Consider the following 21,410-nt stretch of genomic DNA (forward strand, 5'->3'; position numbering starts at 1 on the left):
GCTCCCTAACTGGCAACTTGAAAATGAACTCTTAAGGAGGTGGCAGGGGAACGTCGCCTTTCGGGGTCACCGGCTGGGCTGCGCCCTGGGTGGGGAGCGGGGGCAGCAGGGGCGAAACGGTCGGCTGCCCGCCTGCCGGACGCGTCTGCAAAGCGGGGGCGGCGGGTGCTGGCGCAGCGGGAGCCTCGGCAAAGGCGACCCAGCCTGCCTGGTCGCCCTTCTGAAGCTGCACGCGCGTCTTGTCCATGGTCGCCCCGGGCGTGACCTTGCGGATGCGGATGCCGTTTTCGTTTTCGGCATTCAGGCGGGCTTCGCTGATGAGGGAGGTGGTGCGATCCACCAGCACGGCGACGACCTGGCCATCCACCTCATAGACACCGACGAGCGAGAGGGCATCCGTAAACAAGGGGCCCGCAGGTGCATCGGGCGAGGGCAGATCGCGCGTGGTGAAGAGGGACTTTTCCCACAGCGGCGCGTAGTGCTTCAGCTCCGGGAACGGCACCGGAGGTTCTTTGCCCGCAGCCGGGACCTGGGCGAAAACGGCGCAGGGCATGGCGGCGAAGGCGGCCAGGACTAACAAAAAGAATTTCATGGTTGTGCACCTCCGCCGGTATTGCCTGCCGTGGACGCGCCTTCGCGGTAAAACTGAGTGACCTCCACCTCGGCATTGATGCTCTTCCCCTGCCCTGTCGGGCTGACCATGAGGCGGGTGATGCCGAGAAAGCTGCCGGGCTGCTGCACGCCGTGCATCCAGGTGAAGAAGGCCTGCTCCTTCACCGCGCTGAGGGTGAGGCGGACGGTGGCACGATCAAAGTAACCGCTGCCGCCTTCCACGGGGAGACCATCTTCGGCGACCTCCTTAGGAGCTTCGAGGAACTCGCGCCCGGCCAGGGTGAGACCAGCCTTGTCGGCCTGCTTTTGGATGATTTCCAGCAGGCGGGCGGAAGCCTCCTGCCGGGAGGCGAAGGCGGGCACGCTGGCATCCAGCCACTCGCTGCGGCGCTGCCACTCGGCCCCTTCGGTAATGGCCTGATTCATGTCCACCAAGCGGTCGCGCAGGCGCTGCGTCTCCTCTGTGATGCTGCGGTAATGATTGAGGCCAAAGGTGAGCGCGCCACCGCCCACGACGACGAGGAAGACGAGGGCGAAGACGCCTAACAAAATGCGTTCACTGCGTTTCATGGGCGGGCCGCTCCCTTCACTTCAAAGGTGGCGCTGTTGTCGCTGGCGATGACGGGGGCGGGAGTCTCCCAGGAGTATTTGGCCAGGCCGGGCACAGTCGGGATCTCGCGGGCATACTGAAGAGCGAGGGAGGGCGAGGGCATGCGGCCACGCAGCAGCACCCGCTCCGGCACCCATTCAAAATGGGTCATGGAAACCTCACCTGCGGCCTGGGGCTGCATGCAGTCCAGCAGCACCTGCATGGGGAAGTGCGCTGGGTCCACGGCGGGGGCGGCCTCCAGCCAGCTCTTTTTCTGATCCAGCACCTGGGAAGCCTGAGGCGTGAGGGCGGCCACGCGATCCCGCAGCAGGTCGCGTTCCTGCGTTGCCCAGGCGATGAGCACGGCCATGACGGCGATGGCGGCGGCGACGGCAAACCCGGCGGTGAGGGCCAGCAGACGGGTGCGGGCGCTGCGGACCTGCTGGGCACGGGCGGCCAAAATTTCCGGCGGCACCAGCGTGCTGTGGCCGGGCGCGGGCATGAGGGGCGCGGGGCGGGCCACACGCAGGGCGGGCAGTCCGGTGATGCGTTTGATCTGGTCCAGATCCCCCTCTTCCTCCAGCCACAGGAGGATGTGGCGCACCTGGCCCAGCACGCCCTGAAAGCCGAGCTGGAGGCAGAGGTGATTCACCTCCCCCAGCGCATGTTCATCCAGCGCCAGGGAGGAAAGCGGGCTGGCATAAACGATGTCTGCCCCGTGGGTGATGACGAGCACGAGGCGGCCAAGCTCCCGGTAAACGATCATCGCATCTGGCGGCAGCGGCAGGCAGGCGGCCGCTGGCAGGACCTCATCCGGCAGGCGGGCGAAGTCCGAGAGCGGCACGGGCATTTCCTTCAGCGCCGTCATGCACACGAGATGGGCTCCGTCACGCTCAGCGATGGAGCGGATCTGCAGGCCGTGAGGGAGATCTGCCACCCGCACGCCGAGGCGTTCCAGATGCAGCGCGGCCATGTCGCGCAGATGGGCGGCCTCGCCCTGAAGCCAGGCGGGCAGCACCCACAGATGCGCCACCGGCAGGGCTAGTAGGCGGGTCTGCGCCTCCTTGCCAAAACTGCCCGCGCCAGGGCCGCACTCGGCCACCAAGGCGCAGTCCTCCCCGGCGGTGCCAGCCCAGCGTTCCCAGCCCGCTGCGCCCGGCAAAAGCAGGTCCTGAGTGGGTTTACGAGTTTTGGCCATGTGTAGGAATCTCTCCGCGCCAGAGCGCCTGTTGATTTTGGGTGATGAGCACCAAACGACGACGAATATCACCGAACTGGCCAATACTTTCAATGCGGCGAATGGGGCCGCTGAATTGAATCCACTGCGTGAGCTGCTGGACGGTCTGCGGCTGATACACGCCCAGGAGCTGCGCCACCTGGGGCACGGAGCCCAGCTTCACATCATCCTTCGTGCCGCGTGCGCCATCGCGGCCCGCACGCAGGGCCAGCAGGGGCTGCACGCGCTCGATCGGCACATTGGCCAGGAGGGCGATGAGATCCGCCCGCGCATCATTCACATCCACACGCCCGTCGCCATGCACGGTGAACCATTCACGCCAGTCCGGGCGCGCCACATTCACCTCAGCCATGCCACGCACCAGCAGCATCTCATCCACCTCCTTGAAAGCGCGGTTGAAGGGCATGCCCTCCAGTCCGGCCTTTTCATAGTCGCGCTGCTCCGCGCCATTGAGGCCCGTGCGGTCATCGGCATCCACCCAGTCCTTCAAGGCATCGCGCAGGGCGGCGGCAGCTTCAGGCTTCATGCCCCAGTGGGCAAACAGGCGCGGCAGCAAGATGCGGTCGTCATTTTGCAGCAGCACATTGATATTTAGCCGCGCCTCTTCGGCCACGATTTTGACCTCATAGGTGCCGCCCTCGGGGCTGGTGTAGCGCAGCAGCGGATCATGCTCCGGCAGCCCCGGATGACGGCCGATTTCCAGGCCCATCTGCGCCAGCCGTTTGGCATAGGTGCGGCCACGCATCTGGCGCGCATAGCGGGCATCCGTTTCCAGGGCCTTGGCACCGGCATACACCACCAGCCCCAGGACCGCGATCATCCAGAACACCGCGATCAACGCGGAGCCCTGGCGGCGGGGTGGTGGGAGGTGGGAGTGCATGAGGGTCAAGAGGTCAAGAGGTCAAGAGGTCAAGAGGTCAAGAGGTCAAGAGGTCAAGAGGTCAAGAGGTCAAGAGGTCAAGAGGTCAAGAGGTCAAGAGGTCAAGGGGTCAAGGGGTCAAGGGGTCAAGGGGTCAAGGGGTCAAGGGGTCAAGGGGTCAAGGGGTCAAGGGGTCAAGGGGTCAAGGGGTCAAGGGGTCAAGGGGTCAAAGGGGTCAAAGGGGTCAAAGGGGTCAAAGGGGTCAAGGAGGTGTTTCTTGACCTGTTGACGATTGACTGCCTTGACTGCCTTGACTGCCTTGACTGCCTTGACTGCCTTGACTGCCTTGACCGCCTTGACCGCCTTGACCGCTTTGCCCCCTCCCCACCAAATCATTCGCAATCCAAAAGGTGGCTTCGTGCTCGCGGGGGTCATTGAGGAAGGTGAATTGCATCCGCATGAACAGGGGTGGGGCGGCGCGTTTGTCGGGGTTCCAGGTGGAGAACCAGCGTTTGTCCTCAGCGGCGTAAAACTGCGTCTTGAACTCCTTGAGTCCGGTGAGCAGCGGCAGCTCGGCGATCTGCTCATAGGCATCCGTGGCGGTGGGTTTTTCCAGGCGCTTGAGATGGCGAACGAGGAGCGTGAGGGACTTCGGCTCGGCCCCGCGCACGGTGGCAAATTCCACGGCATCGGCCAGGCGCAGGCTGGAGGTCCAGACAAAGGGTGCAGGGCCGCCCTCCACCAAAAGAGTGCCAGCAGCACCGCGCTTCACCTTGTCCAGCCCGGAGGATAGGCGCAGCGTGGGCGGCACGTTTTCCAACCAGTCGCGCCATTGATGGACGAAGTTGCTCACGCGCATTTCGGCGATGCGGGCCTTGTTCATGGAGGTGCCCAGCTTCAGCGATCCATCGGCCACGCCATAGACGCCGCCAATGATGAGGGAGATCAGCGCCAGCGCGGCGATGACCTCCAGCAGCGTGAACCCACGCGCCGTCTGTCTAGGAGCTGTGGGGTGAATAAACATAGGTTTCCATGCGCCGTTTCAGCGACTTCTTCGGGCCCGTTTCCAGCCAGGCCTCGGCCTGCACGAGGAACATGTGGTCCAGCTCGGTCTTGTCCTGGGTCATCAGCTTCACCTTCACGATGCTGGCGCGGGCATCCACGCCATCGGCACTTTTTGGGAAGCTCACCGTCGTGGGTTTTAGCTCGGGCTGGTGGGAGACTTCGGCCAGGACGGACTCCAGCACACGCAGCACCTGCGCCTCCTGCCGGGCCTGTTTGGAGGTCTGGGCGATTTGGTCCAGCGCCTGTGTCATGCCGACAGCGACGATGGAAAAGAGGCCGAGTGCGAGGATGATTTCCAGCAGGGCAAAACCTGAGCGGGCTGGGGAAAGCGGCGGCAGCAGGTGGGTGAAACCACGATCCCGAGAGGCGGTGGAATGGCCGGATTGCGGGGACTGCCAGGCGGCATTCTCCACCGAGTTGCGGCGGTTGCCGGAACCGGCAAAGCTGGTTCTCCTTCTGGTTAGGCCTGACTTGGGGAGGGCGTTCATGATTTGACCCGCACCTCCTTCCTGCTCGCGCAGCCGGTCAGCGGATCAAAGCCCAGTTCGATCTCGCCGGCCTCATTGCTCACGCGCACTTCCACCGGCTCGCAGATGCCCGTGGGGCTGAATTCCCAGAGTTCGCCCCGCAGCGGCTGGCGGAAGCTTTTGTCCCCTGCCCGGCGCACCTGCAGGCGGCCTTCGGTCCCGAGACCGCCATTGAGATCCAGAGTGACGGCACGCTGCTGCATGACGGCCTGGAGGAGGGAATCACGGGCCAGGGACTCCACCTGGGCGGCCATGCGTTTCAGCTTCACCTCGCCCTGCAAACCTGCCATGCTGAAGGTGGCGACGCCGAGAACGAGCACGGCGATGGCCATGGCCACACACACCTCCACCAGCGTGAAGCCGGAGTGGCGGACCGATGGTCTAACAAAAAATGCAATTTCCCCTGCCCCGCAGGACGCAGCGAACCCGGCCTGTGAGGACCGGGTGCTGAAACGTCTGTCTGGAGGAGGAAGTGTCATGCAGGGTGATGACGAGCCGTGGACTAGAGATCCCAGTTGCCAATGTCATCGGCGGTATCGGCCAGGCCATCGGCACCGGCGGAATAGACATCGAAGCCGCCTTTGTCCTTCGCGCCGGGGCGCTTGTAGTGGTAGGGGTTGCCCCAGGGATCGAGCAGCAGTTTTTTCAGCTTCGGCGTGTAGTTGACCGGGGCCGGGCGGGAGGCGGGCTTTTGCACCAGGGCCATGACGCCCTGCTCTGTGCTAGGCAGAAACATGTTGTCCGTCTCATAGCTGCGGAAGGCGGCGGTGAGGGTGTTCAGGTCCGCCTTCACGCGGGTCTTTTTGCCGGAGTCGAGCACGCCCACCAGGGAGACGATGCCCGCGCCTACAAGGAGGGCGACGATGCCGAGAACGAGCACCATTTCCACCAAGGTGAAACCGGCGGATCTGGCGTGACGGAGTTTGGAGGAGTGGGTTCGCATCTTCATGTCGGGGTCTGTTTAAAGGGTCTGTTTTCTGCTTTCTAAATGTCTTCTCTTCCCCGCCTCACTGGCTCATGCCGGAGATGGTCTGGAAGATGGTGGTGATCATGAGGTAGGCCATGATGCCCACCATGCCGGCCATGAGGCAGACGATGAGGGGCTGGACCATGGCGCTGAGTTTTTCGACCTTCTGGGCCAGCTCGCGGTCAAAGCGTTCGGCGGCCTTGGCCAGGGCGGCGGAGAGGTCGCCGGTCTGTTCGCCCACGCTCACCATGTCCAGCAGCAGCGGGGGAAAGATGGCGCTGCGGTCCAGGGCGCGGGACAGGCTGACGCCTTCGCCGACGTGGCGCATGACCGATTCGAACTCCTTTTGGAAATAGGGATTCTCAATGGCCTGATGGGTGAGCTGCATGGCCTGTACCATGGGTAGGCCGCTGCCTAACAAATTGGACATCGTCTCCAGAAACTGCACGTAAAAGCGCGCCTTCAGGATGTTGCCAAACAAGGGCAGACGCAGGAGAAAACGCGCCCAGGGCACCTGCGACTCCGGCTTTTTCAGCCAGGCCTTCACCGCGATGAACAGGCAGAAGATGCCCAGGCCGAGCATCCACCACGTGGCCTTGAAGACTTCGCTGAACTTCAGGATGATCTGCGCTCCGAGAGGCAGGGAGCCGCCGGTGGAATCCAGCAGCTCTGTGAGCTTGGGGATGAGATAAACGATAAACAGCAGGGTGACGGAAACCGCCGCCACCACGAGGAAGGCGGGATAGATGAGCGCAAAGGCGACCTTCGAACGCAGCGCGGCCAGCGAACGCAGGTAGGCCACCTGACGGCGCAGGATGAGGGGCAGTGTGCCACTGGCTTCGCCCGCCGTAGCAAGGGCGCAAAAGAGATGGCCAAAGCTGGGACTGGTGGCGGCTACGGCCTTCGAGAAAGGCATGCCGTCGCGCACCTTGCTGCGCAGCACGCTGGCCAGTGTTTTGACACCGGAAAGCTCCCGCCGCCGCTCCATGGTGGCGAGTGCGGGCTCGAGCTGGATGCCTGCGCCGAGCAGGTCTGAAAGCTCCTCGGTAAAGAGAAGCACCTGCGCCAGCTTCAGCCGCAAAGGGCCGGTGGGGGCTGCCGGGAGGGCGCTGCGGCTGGTGGCTGCGGCGGCAGTGCTGCCGGACTGCTCCAGCTTAAAAGGTTGCAACCTCTGCTTGCCCAGCAGGCTCATGGCCTCCGCCCGATCCGACGCCGCGAGCTGTCCGGTGATGACACCGGAAGGGCCGTGGGCGCTGTAGGAAAAGGTGGGCATGGGAGGCGGGAATCAGGAAAGGAAAACTCAGGCCGCCGCGAGGTGCAGGGGCTGGGTGAGGGTGGTCTTCACGGTGGCCTCCGGGGCACGCTCCAGGGCGGTGACGCTGAGGACTTCTTCGATGGTGGTTTCACCAGCGAGGACCTTTTGGAAACCGTAACCGCGCATGGGCAGGTAGCCGTCCTTTTGCGCCTGCTTATAAAACTCGGCCGGATGCGCGCGGATGTTGATGAGGTGCTGGAGGGCATTGGTCATCAGCACAGCCTCATAGATGCTGAGGCGGCCCTGATAACCGCTGCCACGGCAGGCCTCGCAACCGACGGCGTGCATGATCTGGCCGGGCACATTCAGCGGGAAGCCGATGCTGCGCAGGTACTCGCGCTCGACCTCGGCGGGGGCCTTGCAAAGCGGGCAGAGTTTCCTAACCAAACGTTGCGCAAAAAAGGCGCGCACTGCACTGCTGACCAGGAAGGGCTCCACGCCCATATCCACCAGACGAGTGATGCCGCCGATGGCATCGTTCGTATGCAGCGTGCTGAAAACCAAGTGGCCAGTGAGGGCGGCGCGAATGGCGATCTCGGTGGTCTCCAGGTCGCGCATTTCCCCGACCATGACCACGTTGGGATCGCCACGCAAGATGCTGCGCAGGCCGGTGGCAAAGGTGAGGCCGATCTCCGGCTTCACGGCGATCTGCACCATGCCCGGCATCTTGTACTCCACCGGATCTTCGATGGTGACGATGCGGCGGTGCGTCTGGTTCATCTCGCTGAGGAAGGCGTAAAGCGTGGTGCTCTTGCCGCTGCCGGTGGGGCCGGTGATGAGAATGATGCCATTGGGCAGCTTCAGCAGTTCATCCACCACGGGTTTCACCGTATCGGTGAGGCCCAGGCGACCGATGGTCATGGCCTGCTGTGAAAGCAGACGCAGGGAGATGCTTTCGCCCTCCACGCTGGGGATGGTGGCCACGCGGACATCGATGGGCAGGCCGTCGAGTTCCAGGTTGATGCGGCCATCCTGCGGCAGGCGTTTTTCGGCAATGTCCAGCCGGGCCATGATCTTCAGGCGGGCGATGACGCTGGACTGCAGGGACTTGATGTTCTCCGGCACGGGCAGCTCCTCCAGGCGACCATCAATGCGGTAGCGGATGCGCAGGCGATCCTGCTGCGGCTCCACATGGATGTCAGTGGCGCGTTGTTCCAGCCCGCGGCGGATGATCTGATTCACAAAGCGGACGACGCTGGCCTCTTCATTTTCCGGTTCATCCAAAACGGTGACTTCATCCCCCACGTCCTCGGCGGCCCAGTCGGCACGGCCACGCAGGATTTTTTCAAAGGTGTCTGCACCCAGACCATAGAGCTTTTGCAGGCCTTCGACGATGCGGGTGCGCTGGCCCACATGCCAGACGACGGTGACCTGCAGGCTGCCTGCCACACGCTGATGGGTGACGAGGCTGAGGGGATCAAACGTGGCGATGTGGAGCACGCCCCGGGCGCGGCCTTCGACCTCGGGTTTCTCCTCAAAGGCGATGGGCAGCAGGCGATGGCGCAGGGCGATCTCCGCCGGCAGATGGCGGCGCAGACCAGGCTCCGCAGGCTTGTCCGCGCTGCCTTCCCACCAGGGCAAGGACAGGGTGTGGGCGAGGGCCATGAGGAAGTCGCGTTCGCGCACGCCTTCACAGTCCAGGACCGCCTCGACAAACGAGGTCTGGTTGTAGCAGGCCTCCTCCACCGCCGCCTGCACCGAGGGCAGTCCGGCACAGCCCGCTTCAGCGAGGATCTGGTGGATGAGGGGCATCATGGAGAGAGCAGTAAGGCGAAAAGAGGATTCTATTCGATGCAATAATTATGGTTTTTACCATAAAAAGCAAGAATTAAATCATTCCGAACCTTTTGCTTCTCCTGATCGTCACGACAGCCTGGGTTTCCCCCAGACTCAGCGCTCTTCTACAATCTCGACCATCCCCTGGCGCTGAAGCTCGATCTTCAGGGTCTCCAGGGCCTGCTCCAACTCATCCCTACGCACCCGCGAGGCGGTGGTGGCGGGGACGTCGAGCACGCCTTTGAGGCTGAGGTTTTCGATGGAGGTGCGGTAGCCGTTGTCAGCCCAATACACTTCGATCTGGTTGGCCGTGCCGGAAAGGGTGCGAGCGGCGGCGACTTGATTGACGGCATCCAGGGTGACGATGCTCTGCGCGCCTTGCAGCCAGAGCACGGCCCGACGGGAGCCTTCCTCAGCATCTTCCACATTGGAGATCACCATCTGCCCACCGGCACCTGGGCCGCTCTCATTCACACGCAGGCCGGGCAGCTCATGCGCCTGGAAACGGGTGTATTTGCCATCCTTGGTCACGAGCACCAGCACACCGGCGGGAGCCGAGCTGCTGGACTCTGCCAGGAGATAACCAGTGAGGGCACCACGAGTCGCCTGGTCTGCATCCTGGGTGGTGGTGGTGCCGCTGAGCTTGTAAACAAGCACGCCGTGCTGCTGTAGATTCAGCCGGGCAGAAGCACTGATTTTATCTTTCCCACGGGTGGCGGTGATGGTGTAGGTGCCCGCATTGGCAGGCAGGGCCGAAGGAATCTCCAGGGTTGCGTAAATGGCTCCGGCCAGGGGCTTGCCATTGAAGGACCATTGGTAGGAAATGTCATCCTCGGCACCTGCGAGCGTGGTGTTGGGCGTCTGCGAAGGCTGCCCATTCAGGGTCTGCGGGCTCTGTGCCGGCCCACCTGAGGCATACACGAAGTCTCCGGCCAGAGCGGTAAAGCTCACTGGCGTCCCAGGGGCAACATTCACATCCCCCGGCAGCAGGGTGAAAGCGATGCTCTGGCCCGTGGTCAGATAGACGGTGTCGCTGATGGCATTGCCATAGGCATTGGAGACGACGCAGTCATAGATGCCGTCATCCGTTTTCTTCACGGGCTTCAGGACGAGGTCTGGGAAGTTGGTCTTCGGCAGATTCACGCCATTGCGCCGCCACTGGTAGGTGACGCCGGAGGGGTCTCCCTCGACTCCCACACTGAAGGTGACCTCCGCCCCGACCTCTGCATAGGTGCTGCCCCGCAGCAGGCTGACAACCGGCGGCAGGCCGACGGTGCGCACCTCTGCGCGGTTCGATGTGCGGCTGCCCGTGGCATCGGAAACCACCACTTCATAGCGGTCGGTGCTGCCAGGTTCACCGGCCTCCGCCAGCAGCAAACTATCGAGGCCCGCAGGTCCCTCGATGATTTCGCCATTACGCTTCCACTGATAGCTGAGCGGGGGCTGGCCCACGGCCAAGACCCAGAGTTGGAGGGTCTGTGCAGGACGCACCATCCCGCCCACGGGATGCTGGAGGATGGCCAGCGGTGGCTGGACCGTCAGCAGAGCCTTCGAGGAAAGGAGGGTGCCATGGGTGCCGGTGATGAGCACATCGTAATTGCCGCCGTCCGCAAGGGCCGCCTTGGCGATGGTAAAGGTGCTGCCGGTGGCCTTGTTGATGGCGAGGCCATTGCGCCGCCACTGGTAGCGAAGGCCGGTGCCCATGGCCTCCACAGACAAAGTCACCTTTCCTCCCACCTGGACGGTGGCGGCCTGAGGCTGCCCCAAGATGAGCGGATCGGGAAAGACGACCTCGAAAGGATCGGAAATCACGCTGCCTTTGGCATTGGTGATCTTCACATCATACCTGCCCGCGTCGGCGGCGGTTTCGATGGGCGCGTGCAGGTTAGAATCGGTGGCTCCAGGAATGGGTTCGCCATTGTGCCGCCACTGATAACTGAGGGTGGAAGTGGTGGAAGCGGCAACGACCAGACGAAGGGTGCCTGGAATCTGAAGCGGCACCTTCAAAGTAGGCTGGGAAGTGACGATGGGCAGTTCATCCGCAAATGAAGGTGGCAAGTTCACGCCTGGATTTCCATAGTTGTCCATCGGCGTGTAACGCGAGGGAGACACTTGCGCCTCGGCGACGAAAGGAGGATTGAGCTGGACCAAACGCAGCGTGTCCGACCCATAATGGAGCGGGCGGTTGTAGCTCCAATCATAGGCGATGCGGGCCGTGGGCTCCGAGGTCAGGACTTCCAGCGGGAGCTCTTTCACATCGGGATAGAGGAAGCTCGAACGACCGTAGAAAAGGGCCTTCACGCCGGGCACACGCTGAGTGTTAGACCGGGCATCCACCGCGCTGATGCCGGTGCCGCTGACCATATCCGGCACAGCCACGTGCAAACGTCCGACGGTGGGGGGAGACGTCACCAGTTCTCCCCCAGGACCCACCAGCCCCAACGGCCCGGAGCGGTTGAAGGACCACCAGCGGGGAGCCTGAATGGCAGGGTGCTGGTAGAGGACCATGTCGTGGCCCAGGGGCTGTATATAATTAATCCCAAACGAACCCGCCGTGACCAATGTGGGAGAGGGTGCCTGGCCGGATGGCAGGATTACATTGATGTTCTGGGCCATCTCTGGATTGCCAGCAGGCCAGTCATGTGTGTTGTAAATCTCGATTGGAATATGGCCAGAGCCGAAGGTCAGCATGTCTTGCCGGTCAACTGTGAAAAAGTTGGAGTGCAGATCAAAATCGAGCACCGTTTTCAGCGCAGGGTTGGTCGTGTAACCGACATCGCCTGGGGTGTTGGCCAGCGGACCCGCAAAGCGATTCAAAGTCTGCATGCGGGCGCTAGCCACGCCGGCTGTCTCGGCATTGCCCGCATTGCGGAAGTGACTGCGGTTCAGTTTGTACACCACGTCCTGGCTTTTGGAAAAAATGTGCCGGTCATTGACCACGATGCTGGCAAGCGCAGCCGCGGGGATCACCAGGGTGAAATTCATGGGGGCATCCGGATCTGCCAACGGCGGGTGCACAATTTCCAGGTGCAGGCGTGCCTGGATGCGCTTTTGATGAACCTCCAGCGGCGTGTCATAGTCCAGCGTCCAGTTCCAGTTCGCCGGATCATAACCCGGATGGTTCCTGAAGTACCGGGCGTAGTTGGCCTGGGTGGGAGCGCTGGCAACGGCGGTGGTGAAGTAGCGCCCGGCCTGGTCCGGATTTTGCAGCGGCGGGTAATTGGAATAGAATCGGTCCTTCATCATGAAGGGCGCTGCATCAGGATCACTGGCGTTGCGCCAGTGGATCTGGTCCAGATTCACGAGGCGGGCGGAAGAGCCCTGAAAAGCCGGGGGATGAATGTGGGCGATACGGGTGCTGTTCGGCAAAGACGAAACCTTCAGCGCCGTGCGACCGCCTGTGACGATGGGCTCATTGCCCACGGCTGAGGCGTCCAAATTGGCATCCGCAATGAACGGGATGCCGAAGTCTCCCGAAGCAGCTTCCGGGCCCGTCTCCATCTTGGGCATGCGCCAGCTATACATGTCTGGCTGGCCATCGGCGGTGCAGATAAAGTGCAGGCCCACCTGGCTGACGACCAGGCGCGGAGCCTCAGCAGCCAGGGCATTCCCCACGGTCACTCCGAGGGCCATTAATAAGAATGCGCAGGCTGAATAGGTCATTAATTCAGCCTGCATTATTTACGAAGTAATGACAAGGCAATACAAAACAGTCCCTGCATTTTCTTTGCAGGGCTGAGGGGAAAAGGCTAGCTGGATTCAGCTCAGCGGGCTGACCTGTCTTCCATCATGCCCTGGGTCTGAAGATCAATCCTCAGGCGGTCCAGGGCGGCATCAATCCCCTCCCCTTTCTGCCGGGAGAGGATGGTGGCAGGCAGATCCAGCACGCCTTTGAGGCTGAGATTTTCGAGCTCCGTATGCAGGCCGGAGTTGGCCGAAAACACCTCAAGGTTGTTCATCACGCCGGACAGTGTTTTGGCCCCCAGGGTCTGAGTCTGGGCATCCAGGCGGATGAGACTTTGGGCACCCTGGAGCCACAGGGCCCCGCGGTAGCCCGGCTCCCCGCTATAGCTGCCGGGGTCTTCGACATAGGAGATGGCCATTTGCCCACCGCTGCCGGGGCTGGTGGAATCCACGCGGAGGTTCATGAGAACATGCGCCTTGTAGCGGGTAACTTTGCCATCTTTGCTCGTCAGGACCAGGGCACCGCCGACGGCGTCGCGGCTGACATCCACCAGAAGCAGGCCGCTGAGGGCGCTGCGGGTGGTTTGATCCGCCGCATGGCTGGTGGTGGTGCCGGTGATCTTGTAAAACAGCACGCCTTTCTCCAAAAGATTGAGCCGGGCCGTGGCCGTGGCCTTTTCCTTGCCGCGTGTGGCGGTGACGGTGTAAAGGCCCGCATCCGCAGGCAGGGCAGCGGGGATCTCCACCGTCTGGTAAATGGCCCCTGCCAGTGGCTTGCCATTGAGGGACCACTGGTAGGTCACGACATCCCCTTCATGGCCTGCCGTGGCGGCAAAGGTGACGGGTTCACCCGGGTTCACAGCGGCGTCTCCTGGCAGCAGGCTGAAAGTCAGCCGCTCACCCACCAGGAGTGTGGCAGGCTCGCTGAGGCTGCTGCCGTAGGCATTGCTGACGATGCAGTCATACACGCCTTCATCGATCTTTTTGGCCGGTTTCAGGACAAGATCGGCGAAGTTGGTTTTGGGCATGTTCACCCCATTGCGCCGCCATTGGTAAGTGAGGCCGGTGGAATCACCATACAAGGCGACTGAGAAAGTGGCCTCGCCCCCGATGTCCACGGTGGCCGAGTCAGGCGACTGGGAGATTTCGGGCGGATAGCCGATGGTGCGTACCTCCACGGTGGCGGAAGTGCGGGTGGCGACGGAATTGGTGACCACGACTTCGTAACGATCCGCAGGTGCTCCGGGCTCGGTGGCCTGCACCAGCAGGCTGTCATTGATGGCACCTTCGATGACTTCGCCATTGCGCCGCCACTGGTAGTTGATCGGCATTTCGCCGACGGCCCGGACTTTGAGGGCCAGGGTGAGGCCCGCATGGACCACACCGCTGAGTGGATGCTGGGTGATGGTGAGCGGCTGATGCACCCGCAACAGAGCGGGAGCGGAAAGGCGGGTGCCCTTGGTGCCGGTGATGAAGACATCGTAGTTCGCCTGGTCATCGGCACTGACTTTGGCGATGGCGTAAGTCCTGGCGGTGGCCTTGCTGATGGCGAGGCCGTTTCGCCGCCACTGGTAGCGGAGGCCGGTGCCTTCGGCCTGCACGGAAAAGATGACCTTGTCGCCACTGAAGGCGGTGATGCTGCGCGGCTGCTCAAAGATGACGGGGTCTGGGAGGGTGACTTCGACGGAGTCCGAAACGATGCTGCCTTTGGCATTGGTCACCTTCACATCATACTTCCCGGCGGCAGCGGCGGAATCGAGCGGCGCGTTCAGGTTGGTATGGGTGGCGCCCGGAATGTTCACGCCATTGCGCCGCCATTGATAGGTGGCCTCCGAGGTGCTGAAGGCGCCTGCCGTCAGGCGGAGCGTGCCCGGAAAGAAAAGATCAGGCGGCAGAGTGGGCTGTGTCCGCATGATGGGCAGCTCATCGACAAAATCAGCCGCCATCGGAATGTCTCTGTCCGTATACTCGGGGGTCGGCTGATAACGCGTGGATGGCACCTCGGCCTCCGCGATGAGGGGGGCCGCATGTTTCACCAGACGAAACGAGTCCGAGCCGTAATGCTGCGGGCGGTTGTAGCCGGAGTCCTCATCGTAGCGGATGACAGCCAAGGGATCTGAGAATAAAGTGTGCTGGGGAATTTGCTGCACATCCGGGTATAGGAAATCGGAACGGCCGTAAAAGAGGGCCTTCACGCCGGGCACGCGCTGGGTGTTGGAACGGGGATCCACGGCACTGATGCCAGGGCTGGTGACCAAGTCTGGCCCCGGGTGAAACCGACCGAAGGAGGCCGGGGAAGGCTGCGGCTCCCCCATGGCTGAAAAGATGCCCAGAGTTCCTGTTTGGTTGAATGACCACCAGCGAGGGGCCTGCACGGCGGGATGACTGTAAACCGTGGGAGCGCCCGAACTGGGCTGCAAATACTGAACAGCAAAGGAACCTGCGGTGATCAAGGTCGGTGCCGGGGCCTGGCCGGCTGGCAGGCGGACTTGGACGATCTGAGCAGGTGGAGGATTGCCCGTGGTCCAGTCATGACCGTTGTAAATCTTGATCTCGATAATGCCGGAGGAAAAGGAAAGCTGGTCATAATACTGAACGTTGAAGAAGCGGGAGAGGAGGTCAATATCCAGCACTGTCTTGTCTCCTTCACTCGTGTAGCCAGGATCCTCAGGCCTGGCTCCACGGGCACCGCTCCTGCGACCGAGCGTCTGTTGGCGGGCGCTGGCGACACTTTCAGTCTCGGCTTTGCCGACATTGCGGAAGTGGCCGCGATTCACTTTGTACACCAGGTCATTTGGGGTGGTGAAAATGCGTAGCCCACTCACCGAGATCGTGCTCATGCCAGCGCCGGAAATCACCAGGGTGAAGTCCATGGGCGGATCTGAATCTGTCGTGGGCGGGCGAACCAACTCAAGATGTAGACGCCCCTGGAGGCGTTTTTTGTCAGTGCTCAAGGGCGTGTCATAGTCCAGGCTCCAGTTCCAGTTGGCAGGGTCATAGCCAGGATGCCTCTTGTAATTGCGGGGATAGAGGGAATGGGTCGCAGGGACTTCGACGGCCGTCGTACCGTATCGGCCGGCCTGATCTGGATTCCGCAGCGGCGGGAAATTGGAGTAAAAGCGGTCCTTCATCATGTGAGGACCCACATTGGGGGCATTATCATTGCGCCAATGGACAGCGTCCAAATTGACCAGACGGGCGGTCTCGCCTTCAAATCCGACGGGGTGCATGTGGGCGATGTCGGTGCTGTTGATCTCTGAAGAAACCCGCAGCGCTGTGCGACCTCCACTGATGACGGGAACTGTGGACACCACAGCTTCATCGAAGCTGGATTCCCTGATGACCGGGATGATGAAATCCCCGGGGCTGGCCGAGGGGCTGGTATCCAGCGTAGGTGTGCGCCAGCTATACATGTCTGGCTGGCCATCGGCAGTGCAGATGAAGTGCAGGCCCACCTGGCTGACGACGAGGCGCGGTTCTGCGGCCCGAGCATTGGCGGTGGCCAACCCCAAGCTGGCCGCTAGAAAGAATGCGCGGGCAATATAGGTCATTAAATCAATGGTGCATATTTACAAAGTCATGACAAGGCAATGCGAGAAACGATAATGTCATAATCGGATCCGGTTCACGCCTGAAAATCTCCTGCTAAATTCAGGAGCAGAACTCACGCAAAGGCGCAAAGCCGCCAAAGACCTGAATTTTTGCGCCTTTGCGTGCCTATTTCTCCAGCCACTGAGGGTCGTTGCCATCTCTACCGGCATCTCCTTTCCTGCCGGTGCTTTTGCGGAGGCTTTTCAAGTGGACAAGGCCGGGGGGTGCCCGTCTAATCCTAGCCAGCATGCATTTTCTCCTGACCAATGACGATGGCATTGATGCCCCTGGCCTGGCGGCCCTGGCGGCGGCCATCACGGCCATCCCGGGGGCGCAGGTCTCCATCGTGGCTCCGCCCGCCGAATATTCCATGTGCGGCCACCGGGTGACGACCCATGAGGTGCTGCATGTGGAGGAGCGGGGACCCCGGCGCTGGGCGGTGGGCGGCACCCCGGCAGACTGCGTGCGCATCGGCCTTTTTGCGCTGGATCTGAAGCCGGACTGGGTGATTTCTGGAGTGAATGCCGGGGGTAATCTGGGGCAGGATGTGGTGATCTCCGGCACGGTGGCGGCGGCGCGGGAGGCGGCGTACCACGGCATCGCGGCGATGGCTTTTTCCCATTACATGATCCGGGGGCTGGAGATCGACTGGCCGCGCATTTCCACCTGGGTGGTGGAGCTGACGGGTCGCCTTTCCGGCGAGCGGCTGCACGATGGCGAATTCTGGAATGTGAACTTTCCCCACCTCCCCCCCGGCCCGCTGCCGATGCCTGGAGTGGTGCGCTGCTATCCGGAAAGGCTGCCGCTGAAGGTGGCCTACCAGGCTGCGCCGGATGGGGGCTACCATTACACGGCCTCCTATGCCGAGCGCCCGCGCATTCCAGGCTCCGATGTGGAGGTGTGCTTTGGCGGCCAGATCTCCGTCTCCCGACTGAAGGTATGACCGCACCGCTGGCAGCCCCGCCCCTGGTGAAACCGCCGCTGGCGGCCCGGGTGGCGCTGCGGCTGGCCCGGCTGCCGGGGGTGAACCGGCACCATGTGCTGTGGGCGCGCAGCCATGTGCTGGAGTGGACGCTTTCCCTCCGCCGCCCGTTTTACCCGCTGGTGCTGGGGCACCGGATGACGCAGAGGGAGATCGGCCACGCGGGGGAGGTGCTGGCCACGCGCTGGCTGCCGAAGCAGGGGCGCAAGGTGCTGTATAGGAACTATTTTGCCCCTGGCGGCGGGGAGGTGGACATCGTGGCCCGGCATGGGAAGGTGCTGACCTTCATCGAGGTGAAGACGCGGACGAGCGCGGACTTTGGCCGCCCGGCGGATGCGGTGAATGCCAAAAAGCGCCAGCTCATCCAGCGCGGGGCGCATCACTGGCTGCGGATCATGCGCTGGCCGCACGTGCGGTACCGCTTTGATATTTTGGAGGTGCTGCTGCTGCCAGGGGAGGAACCGAAGCTGAATCTAATCGAAAATGCCTTTGGTCTGAGTGATTCGGTGATGATTGGCCGATGATCACTTCCTGCTTTGACATCGCAAAGCCCACCCGCTACACCTTGCGGCCCAAAATCCATCGCAACTGACCATGAGCAAGAATTCCGCGAAGAAGATCATCAACGATCCCCTGAAATGTGCCGACGAACTCTTTGAGGGCCTCGTGCTGGCCTATGACGGCAAGGCCCGCCGCGTGGGCAAGCGCTCGATCGTGATGAACGATCTGCGCCCGGATGCCCCGGCCCTGCTCATCGGCGGTGGCGCAGGCCATGAGCCGATCTACCACGGTCTGGTGGGCAAAGGCATGGGCGACGGTGCTGCCGTGGGCGACATCTTTGCCGCCCCGCCGCCAGACATCGTGCTGGAGGCCACGCAGGCGGTGAACCGTGGCAAGGGCGTGCTGTATCTCTACGGCAACTACGCCGGCGACATCATGAACTTCGACATCGGTGCCGAGCTGGCCGAAGAAGAAGGCATCACGGTGAAGACGGTTTTCATCAATGATGACGTCTGCTCCGCCCCTCCTTCCGAAAAGTCCAAGCGCCGTGGGGTGGGTGGTCTGGTGCCGGTGGTGAAGCTGGCCGGTGCTGCCGCCACGCAGGTGGACAGCCTGGATGAGCTGGCCCGCATCGCGCAGAAGGCCGTGGACGCCACGCGCACGGTGGGTGTCTCCACCAAGCCGGGCTCCATCCCTGCCACGGGTGCGCCGACCTTTGAACTGGCGGATGACGTCATCGGCCTGGGCATGGGCATCCACGGTGAAAAAGGCGTGGGCCTGATCCCGATGTGCACGGCGGATGAGCTGGCCGCGAAGATGATCGACCTGCTGTTTGGCGATGACCTGCCGCTGAATGCCGGCGATGAGATCGTGTTTTTTGTCAACAGCTTGGGCAGCACGCACATGATGGAGCTGCTGATCATGCTGCGCGCCGCACGACCGCTGCTGGATGCACGCGGCATCAAGGTGCACCAGACGATTGTGGACAGCATCGTCACCTGCCAGGAGATGGCGGGGGTGAGCTTCAGCATCACCAAGCTGGACGCGGAGCTGAAGGCGCTGTGGGACCTGCCCTGCGAGAGCGTGGGCTACACGAAGCTGTAAGGCCGGGCGACTGGAAATTCAGGGGCGGAATCCGTGAGGATTCCGCCCTTTTTGTTAGGCCACGGCAACCGTTCATGCATCGGCACGCGGCATGCGCGGGACGTGGCACGGAGATTGCAGGGAAAAGTGGCTGGTCCGCTGCCCCCGTGCGAACCGCCCTGCCCCACCCGGCAGGCGGCCGCAGAGAACTTCCTGGTGCCTGTTTTTTCATTCGCCAGGAAGGGCAGTTGGCCTTAAAACCAACCTTGAATCGCATCCCCATTCCCAGCTTATGAACGAGCCCTCCATCCCTGATCTCGGTTTCGGCAGCCCTTCTGCCAATGATCCCTTCCAGGCCGCCAAGGCCAGCGCCATGAAAGCCGCCGAAGAGCTGCGTGCCGCCGCCAGCCAAAAGGCCAGCGAACTGCGCGGTGCCGCTGAATCCCGCGCCCAGCACCTGAAGTCTGTGGCGGAGCAGAAGGCCTCCGAGCTGAAGACGGACCTGACGGAAAAGGCCGGCGAGATCCGCCACTATGCGGACGATGCGCTGGGCCAGGCCAAGGACAAGTACCAGGACCTGGTGGCCGAAGCGGAAAACATGACGCGTGAAAAGCCGCGCCAGGCGCTGCTGACGGCGTTTGGGGTGGGCCTCGTCGTGGGCCTGCTGCTGCGCCGCTAAGAACCCCTTTTTTAGAAAAGCCTGAATCATGATGGACACCGAGGTTTCCCGGGTGAGATCCCTGCTGCGCACGCTGGCCCTGTATGCGGAAGCACGCGGGCGGCTGCTGCAGATCGAGGCGCAGGAGGCGGGGACCAAGCTGAGCGAGATCCTCATCTTCGCGGCCCTGCTCAGCGGCTTTCTGCTGTTCGGCTGGATGCTGGCGCTGCCTGCGCTGGTGTGGCTGGTGGCAGACAGCCAGGGCTGGCCCTGGTGGAAGGTGGCGCTGGGTGCGGCCGGTGGGCACCTGTTTCTGGCCATGCTTTTCCTGCTGCGGCTGAAATCCCGACTGAAAAGGCTGCGCGTGTTTGAAGAAACGTTTCACCAGTTCCAGCGCGACCGCGAATGGATCGGCAACCCACCTCCCGGCGTATGACAGCGAAACAAAAGGCCATCAAAGACCTGGACGCAGCCCGTGACCATCTGGGCTCCCACCTGCAACTGGCCAGCGCGGAGCTGAACCCGAAGGTCATCCTCTCCCGCTCCCTCCGCGAACACCCATGGATCTGGGCTGGCGGGGCGGCTGCGGCGGGGCTTTTGCTGGTGCGCAGTCTCATGCCATCACCCGGATCCAAGATTGAGCGTGACAACTTTGGCGCATCCGCTACAAAAGGCGGCCTTATTGCGCTAATTCTGTCGCCCATGCTTGGCATGGTCCGGCAGGCGGCGTGGAAATATGGAAGCCAGTATCTTCAATCTTACCTGACCCAACATTTCTCTCAGCACGAGGGTGACCGCCCGAGTGCGTGATCTACCCCTCTCATGTCCGACCAAGCCGCCCCCCAAGACCTCGTGCCCGTGCTGGGCCATGTGGATGACTATCTGCGTTTCTGCATGCAGTATGAAGCGTCCGATCTGCACCTGGCCACCGCCGCCCAGCCCATCTGGAGACGATTCGGCAACCTGACCCCGATCTGGGGCAATGCCGTGCAACTCGGGCCTGAAGACACCCGCCGTCTGGCCTACAGCTTCCTCACCGAAGCCCAGATCCACCAACTGGAAACCAAGGGCGATGTGGACTTTGCCTACTCGCCAGACTTTGGCCGCTTCCGTGCCTCCGTGGTGCAGCAGCGCCTGGGCATCGATATCACCTTCCGCATCATTTCCACGAGCATCCGCTCGGTGGATGAACTGGGCCTGCCAGACATGGTGCGCACGCTCATCCGCTATCACAACGGCCTGGTGCTGGTGACCGGCCCGGTGGGCTGCGGCAAGTCCACCACGCTGGCTGCCCTGGTGGATGAAATCAACAAGGAGCGCCAGGACCACATCATCACCCTGGAAGACCCCATCGAATACGTGGTGGAGCCGAAGAGCTGCCACGTGAACCAGCGCGAGGTGGGCACCCACACGGATTCCTTTGCCGCCGCCCTGCGCGGTGCCCTCCGTGAAGATCCGGATGTGATCATGGTGGGTGAAATGCGCGACCTGGAAACGATTTCCCTGGCCATCACGGCGGCGGAAACGGGTCACTTGGTGCTGGGTACCCTGCACACTGGCAACTCTGCCCGTACGCTGGACCGTGTGCTGGACGTGTTCCCGCCGGATCAGCGCGACCAGATCCGCATCATGGTGTCTGAATCCCTGCGCGGCATCATTTCCCAGCAGTTGGTGCCGAAGACGGATGGCAACGGCCGTGCGATGGCCCTGGAACTTCTGGTGAACACCCCTGCGGTGGCCGCCTGTATCCGTGAAGGCAAAACCTACATGCTCAACGGCGTGATGCAGACGGGCAAAAACGTCGGCATGATCACGATGGATGAGTCCCTGAGAAACCTGTTCACCAAGGGTCTCATCAGCCGTGAAGAGTGCGAATCCCGCGCTGAGGACAAACAGCAGATGCGCCTCTTCTTCCAGAGCTAAGCACGCCCCCCATCATCCACGTTTTTACCTTCTGACAAGCC

At 62.4% G+C, this 21,410-nt stretch carries 19 protein-coding genes; 7 read left to right on the top strand and 12 right to left on the bottom strand.

What is annotated here, in order from left to right:
* Positions 1-31: 31 nt before the first annotated feature.
* The 12 genes from ABEB25_RS16320 to ABEB25_RS16375 all read right to left on the bottom strand — a co-directional run bounded on the left by ABEB25_RS16320 (position 32) and on the right by ABEB25_RS16375 (position 16,182).
* On the bottom strand, positions 32-592 hold the full coding sequence (locus ABEB25_RS16320; RefSeq protein WP_345737489.1) for a hypothetical protein: 561 nt from the start codon (positions 590-592) through the stop codon (positions 32-34).
* Positions 589-1,182 carry a hypothetical protein gene (locus ABEB25_RS16325; RefSeq protein WP_345737490.1) on the bottom strand — a complete coding sequence of 198 codons (594 nt, stop codon included), beginning with the start codon at positions 1,180-1,182 and terminating at the stop codon, positions 589-591. Before ABEB25_RS16325 ends, ABEB25_RS16320 begins: the two co-directional genes overlap by 4 nt.
* Positions 1,179-2,399 (bottom strand): hypothetical protein, encoded by a 1,221-nt coding sequence (locus ABEB25_RS16330; RefSeq protein ID WP_345737491.1) that lies wholly within the window; start codon positions 2,397-2,399, stop codon positions 1,179-1,181. Before ABEB25_RS16330 ends, ABEB25_RS16325 begins: the two co-directional genes overlap by 4 nt.
* Entirely contained in the window at positions 2,383-3,318 is a 936-nt protein-coding gene (locus ABEB25_RS16335; protein WP_345737492.1) for a type II secretion system minor pseudopilin, read from the bottom strand. Before ABEB25_RS16335 ends, ABEB25_RS16330 begins: the two co-directional genes overlap by 17 nt.
* A 241-nt stretch (positions 3,319-3,559) precedes the next feature.
* Positions 3,560-4,321 carry a prepilin-type N-terminal cleavage/methylation domain-containing protein gene (locus ABEB25_RS16340; protein WP_345737493.1) on the bottom strand — a complete coding sequence of 254 codons (762 nt, stop codon included), beginning with the start codon at positions 4,319-4,321 and terminating at the stop codon, positions 3,560-3,562.
* Positions 4,296-4,850 carry a PulJ/GspJ family protein gene (locus ABEB25_RS16345; protein ID WP_345737494.1) on the bottom strand — a complete coding sequence of 185 codons (555 nt, stop codon included), beginning with the start codon at positions 4,848-4,850 and terminating at the stop codon, positions 4,296-4,298. The genes ABEB25_RS16340 and ABEB25_RS16345 overlap by 26 nt, the downstream gene beginning before the upstream one ends.
* Positions 4,847-5,368, bottom strand: a complete 522-nt coding sequence (locus tag ABEB25_RS16350) for a pilus assembly FimT family protein (RefSeq protein ID WP_345737495.1) — start codon at positions 5,366-5,368, stop codon at positions 4,847-4,849. The genes ABEB25_RS16345 and ABEB25_RS16350 overlap by 4 nt, the downstream gene beginning before the upstream one ends.
* 23 nt (positions 5,369-5,391) lie before the next feature.
* Positions 5,392-5,838 (bottom strand): type II secretion system major pseudopilin GspG, encoded by a 447-nt coding sequence (gene gspG, locus ABEB25_RS16355; RefSeq protein ID WP_345737496.1) that lies wholly within the window; start codon positions 5,836-5,838, stop codon positions 5,392-5,394.
* Between the two features lie 58 nt (positions 5,839-5,896).
* Positions 5,897-7,129 carry a type II secretion system F family protein gene (locus tag ABEB25_RS16360; RefSeq protein ID WP_345737497.1) on the bottom strand — a complete coding sequence of 411 codons (1,233 nt, stop codon included), beginning with the start codon at positions 7,127-7,129 and terminating at the stop codon, positions 5,897-5,899.
* A 27-nt stretch (positions 7,130-7,156) separates the two neighbouring features.
* On the bottom strand, positions 7,157-8,926 hold the full coding sequence (locus tag ABEB25_RS16365) for a GspE/PulE family protein (RefSeq protein WP_345737498.1): 1,770 nt from the start codon (positions 8,924-8,926) through the stop codon (positions 7,157-7,159).
* Positions 8,927-9,061: 135 nt separating this feature from the next.
* Positions 9,062-12,580 carry an immunoglobulin domain-containing protein gene (locus ABEB25_RS16370; RefSeq protein ID WP_345737499.1) on the bottom strand — a complete coding sequence of 1,173 codons (3,519 nt, stop codon included), beginning with the start codon at positions 12,578-12,580 and terminating at the stop codon, positions 9,062-9,064.
* A gap of 131 nt (positions 12,581-12,711) precedes the next feature.
* Entirely contained in the window at positions 12,712-16,182 is a 3,471-nt protein-coding gene (locus ABEB25_RS16375) for an immunoglobulin domain-containing protein (protein WP_345737500.1), read from the bottom strand.
* A 287-nt stretch (positions 16,183-16,469) separates the two neighbouring features.
* On the opposite strand from ABEB25_RS16375, the gene surE reads away from it, so the two are divergent.
* From surE to ABEB25_RS16410, 7 genes are all read left to right on the top strand, one after another.
* Complete coding sequence (surE, locus tag ABEB25_RS16380; protein WP_345737501.1) at positions 16,470-17,165, top strand: 5'/3'-nucleotidase SurE; 696 nt, start codon at positions 16,470-16,472, stop codon at positions 17,163-17,165.
* The gene (locus ABEB25_RS16385) at positions 17,162-17,728 is read left to right on the top strand and encodes a YraN family protein (protein ID WP_345737502.1); all 567 of its coding nucleotides are present in this window, start codon (positions 17,162-17,164) and stop codon (positions 17,726-17,728) included. The genes surE and ABEB25_RS16385 overlap by 4 nt, the downstream gene beginning before the upstream one ends.
* 70 nt (positions 17,729-17,798) lie before the next feature.
* A complete protein-coding gene (locus tag ABEB25_RS16390) occupies positions 17,799-18,809 on the top strand; it encodes a dihydroxyacetone kinase subunit DhaK (protein WP_345737503.1) in 1,011 nt (336 codons plus the stop codon).
* Between the two features lie 271 nt (positions 18,810-19,080).
* The gene (locus ABEB25_RS16395; RefSeq protein WP_345737504.1) at positions 19,081-19,467 is read left to right on the top strand and encodes a hypothetical protein; all 387 of its coding nucleotides are present in this window, start codon (positions 19,081-19,083) and stop codon (positions 19,465-19,467) included.
* A gap of 28 nt (positions 19,468-19,495) precedes the next feature.
* Complete coding sequence (locus ABEB25_RS16400) at positions 19,496-19,882, top strand: phage holin family protein (protein ID WP_345737505.1); 387 nt, start codon at positions 19,496-19,498, stop codon at positions 19,880-19,882.
* Entirely contained in the window at positions 19,879-20,256 is a 378-nt protein-coding gene (locus ABEB25_RS16405; protein WP_345737506.1) for a hypothetical protein, read from the top strand. Before ABEB25_RS16400 ends, ABEB25_RS16405 begins: the two co-directional genes overlap by 4 nt.
* 12 nt (positions 20,257-20,268) lie before the next feature.
* On the top strand, positions 20,269-21,369 hold the full coding sequence (locus ABEB25_RS16410) for a type IV pilus twitching motility protein PilT (protein WP_345737507.1): 1,101 nt from the start codon (positions 20,269-20,271) through the stop codon (positions 21,367-21,369).
* Positions 21,370-21,410 lie beyond the last annotated feature (41 nt).

It is taken from the genome of Prosthecobacter algae (assembly GCF_039542385.1).
In the GTDB taxonomy this organism is placed as follows: domain Bacteria; phylum Verrucomicrobiota; class Verrucomicrobiia; order Verrucomicrobiales; family Verrucomicrobiaceae; genus Prosthecobacter; species Prosthecobacter algae.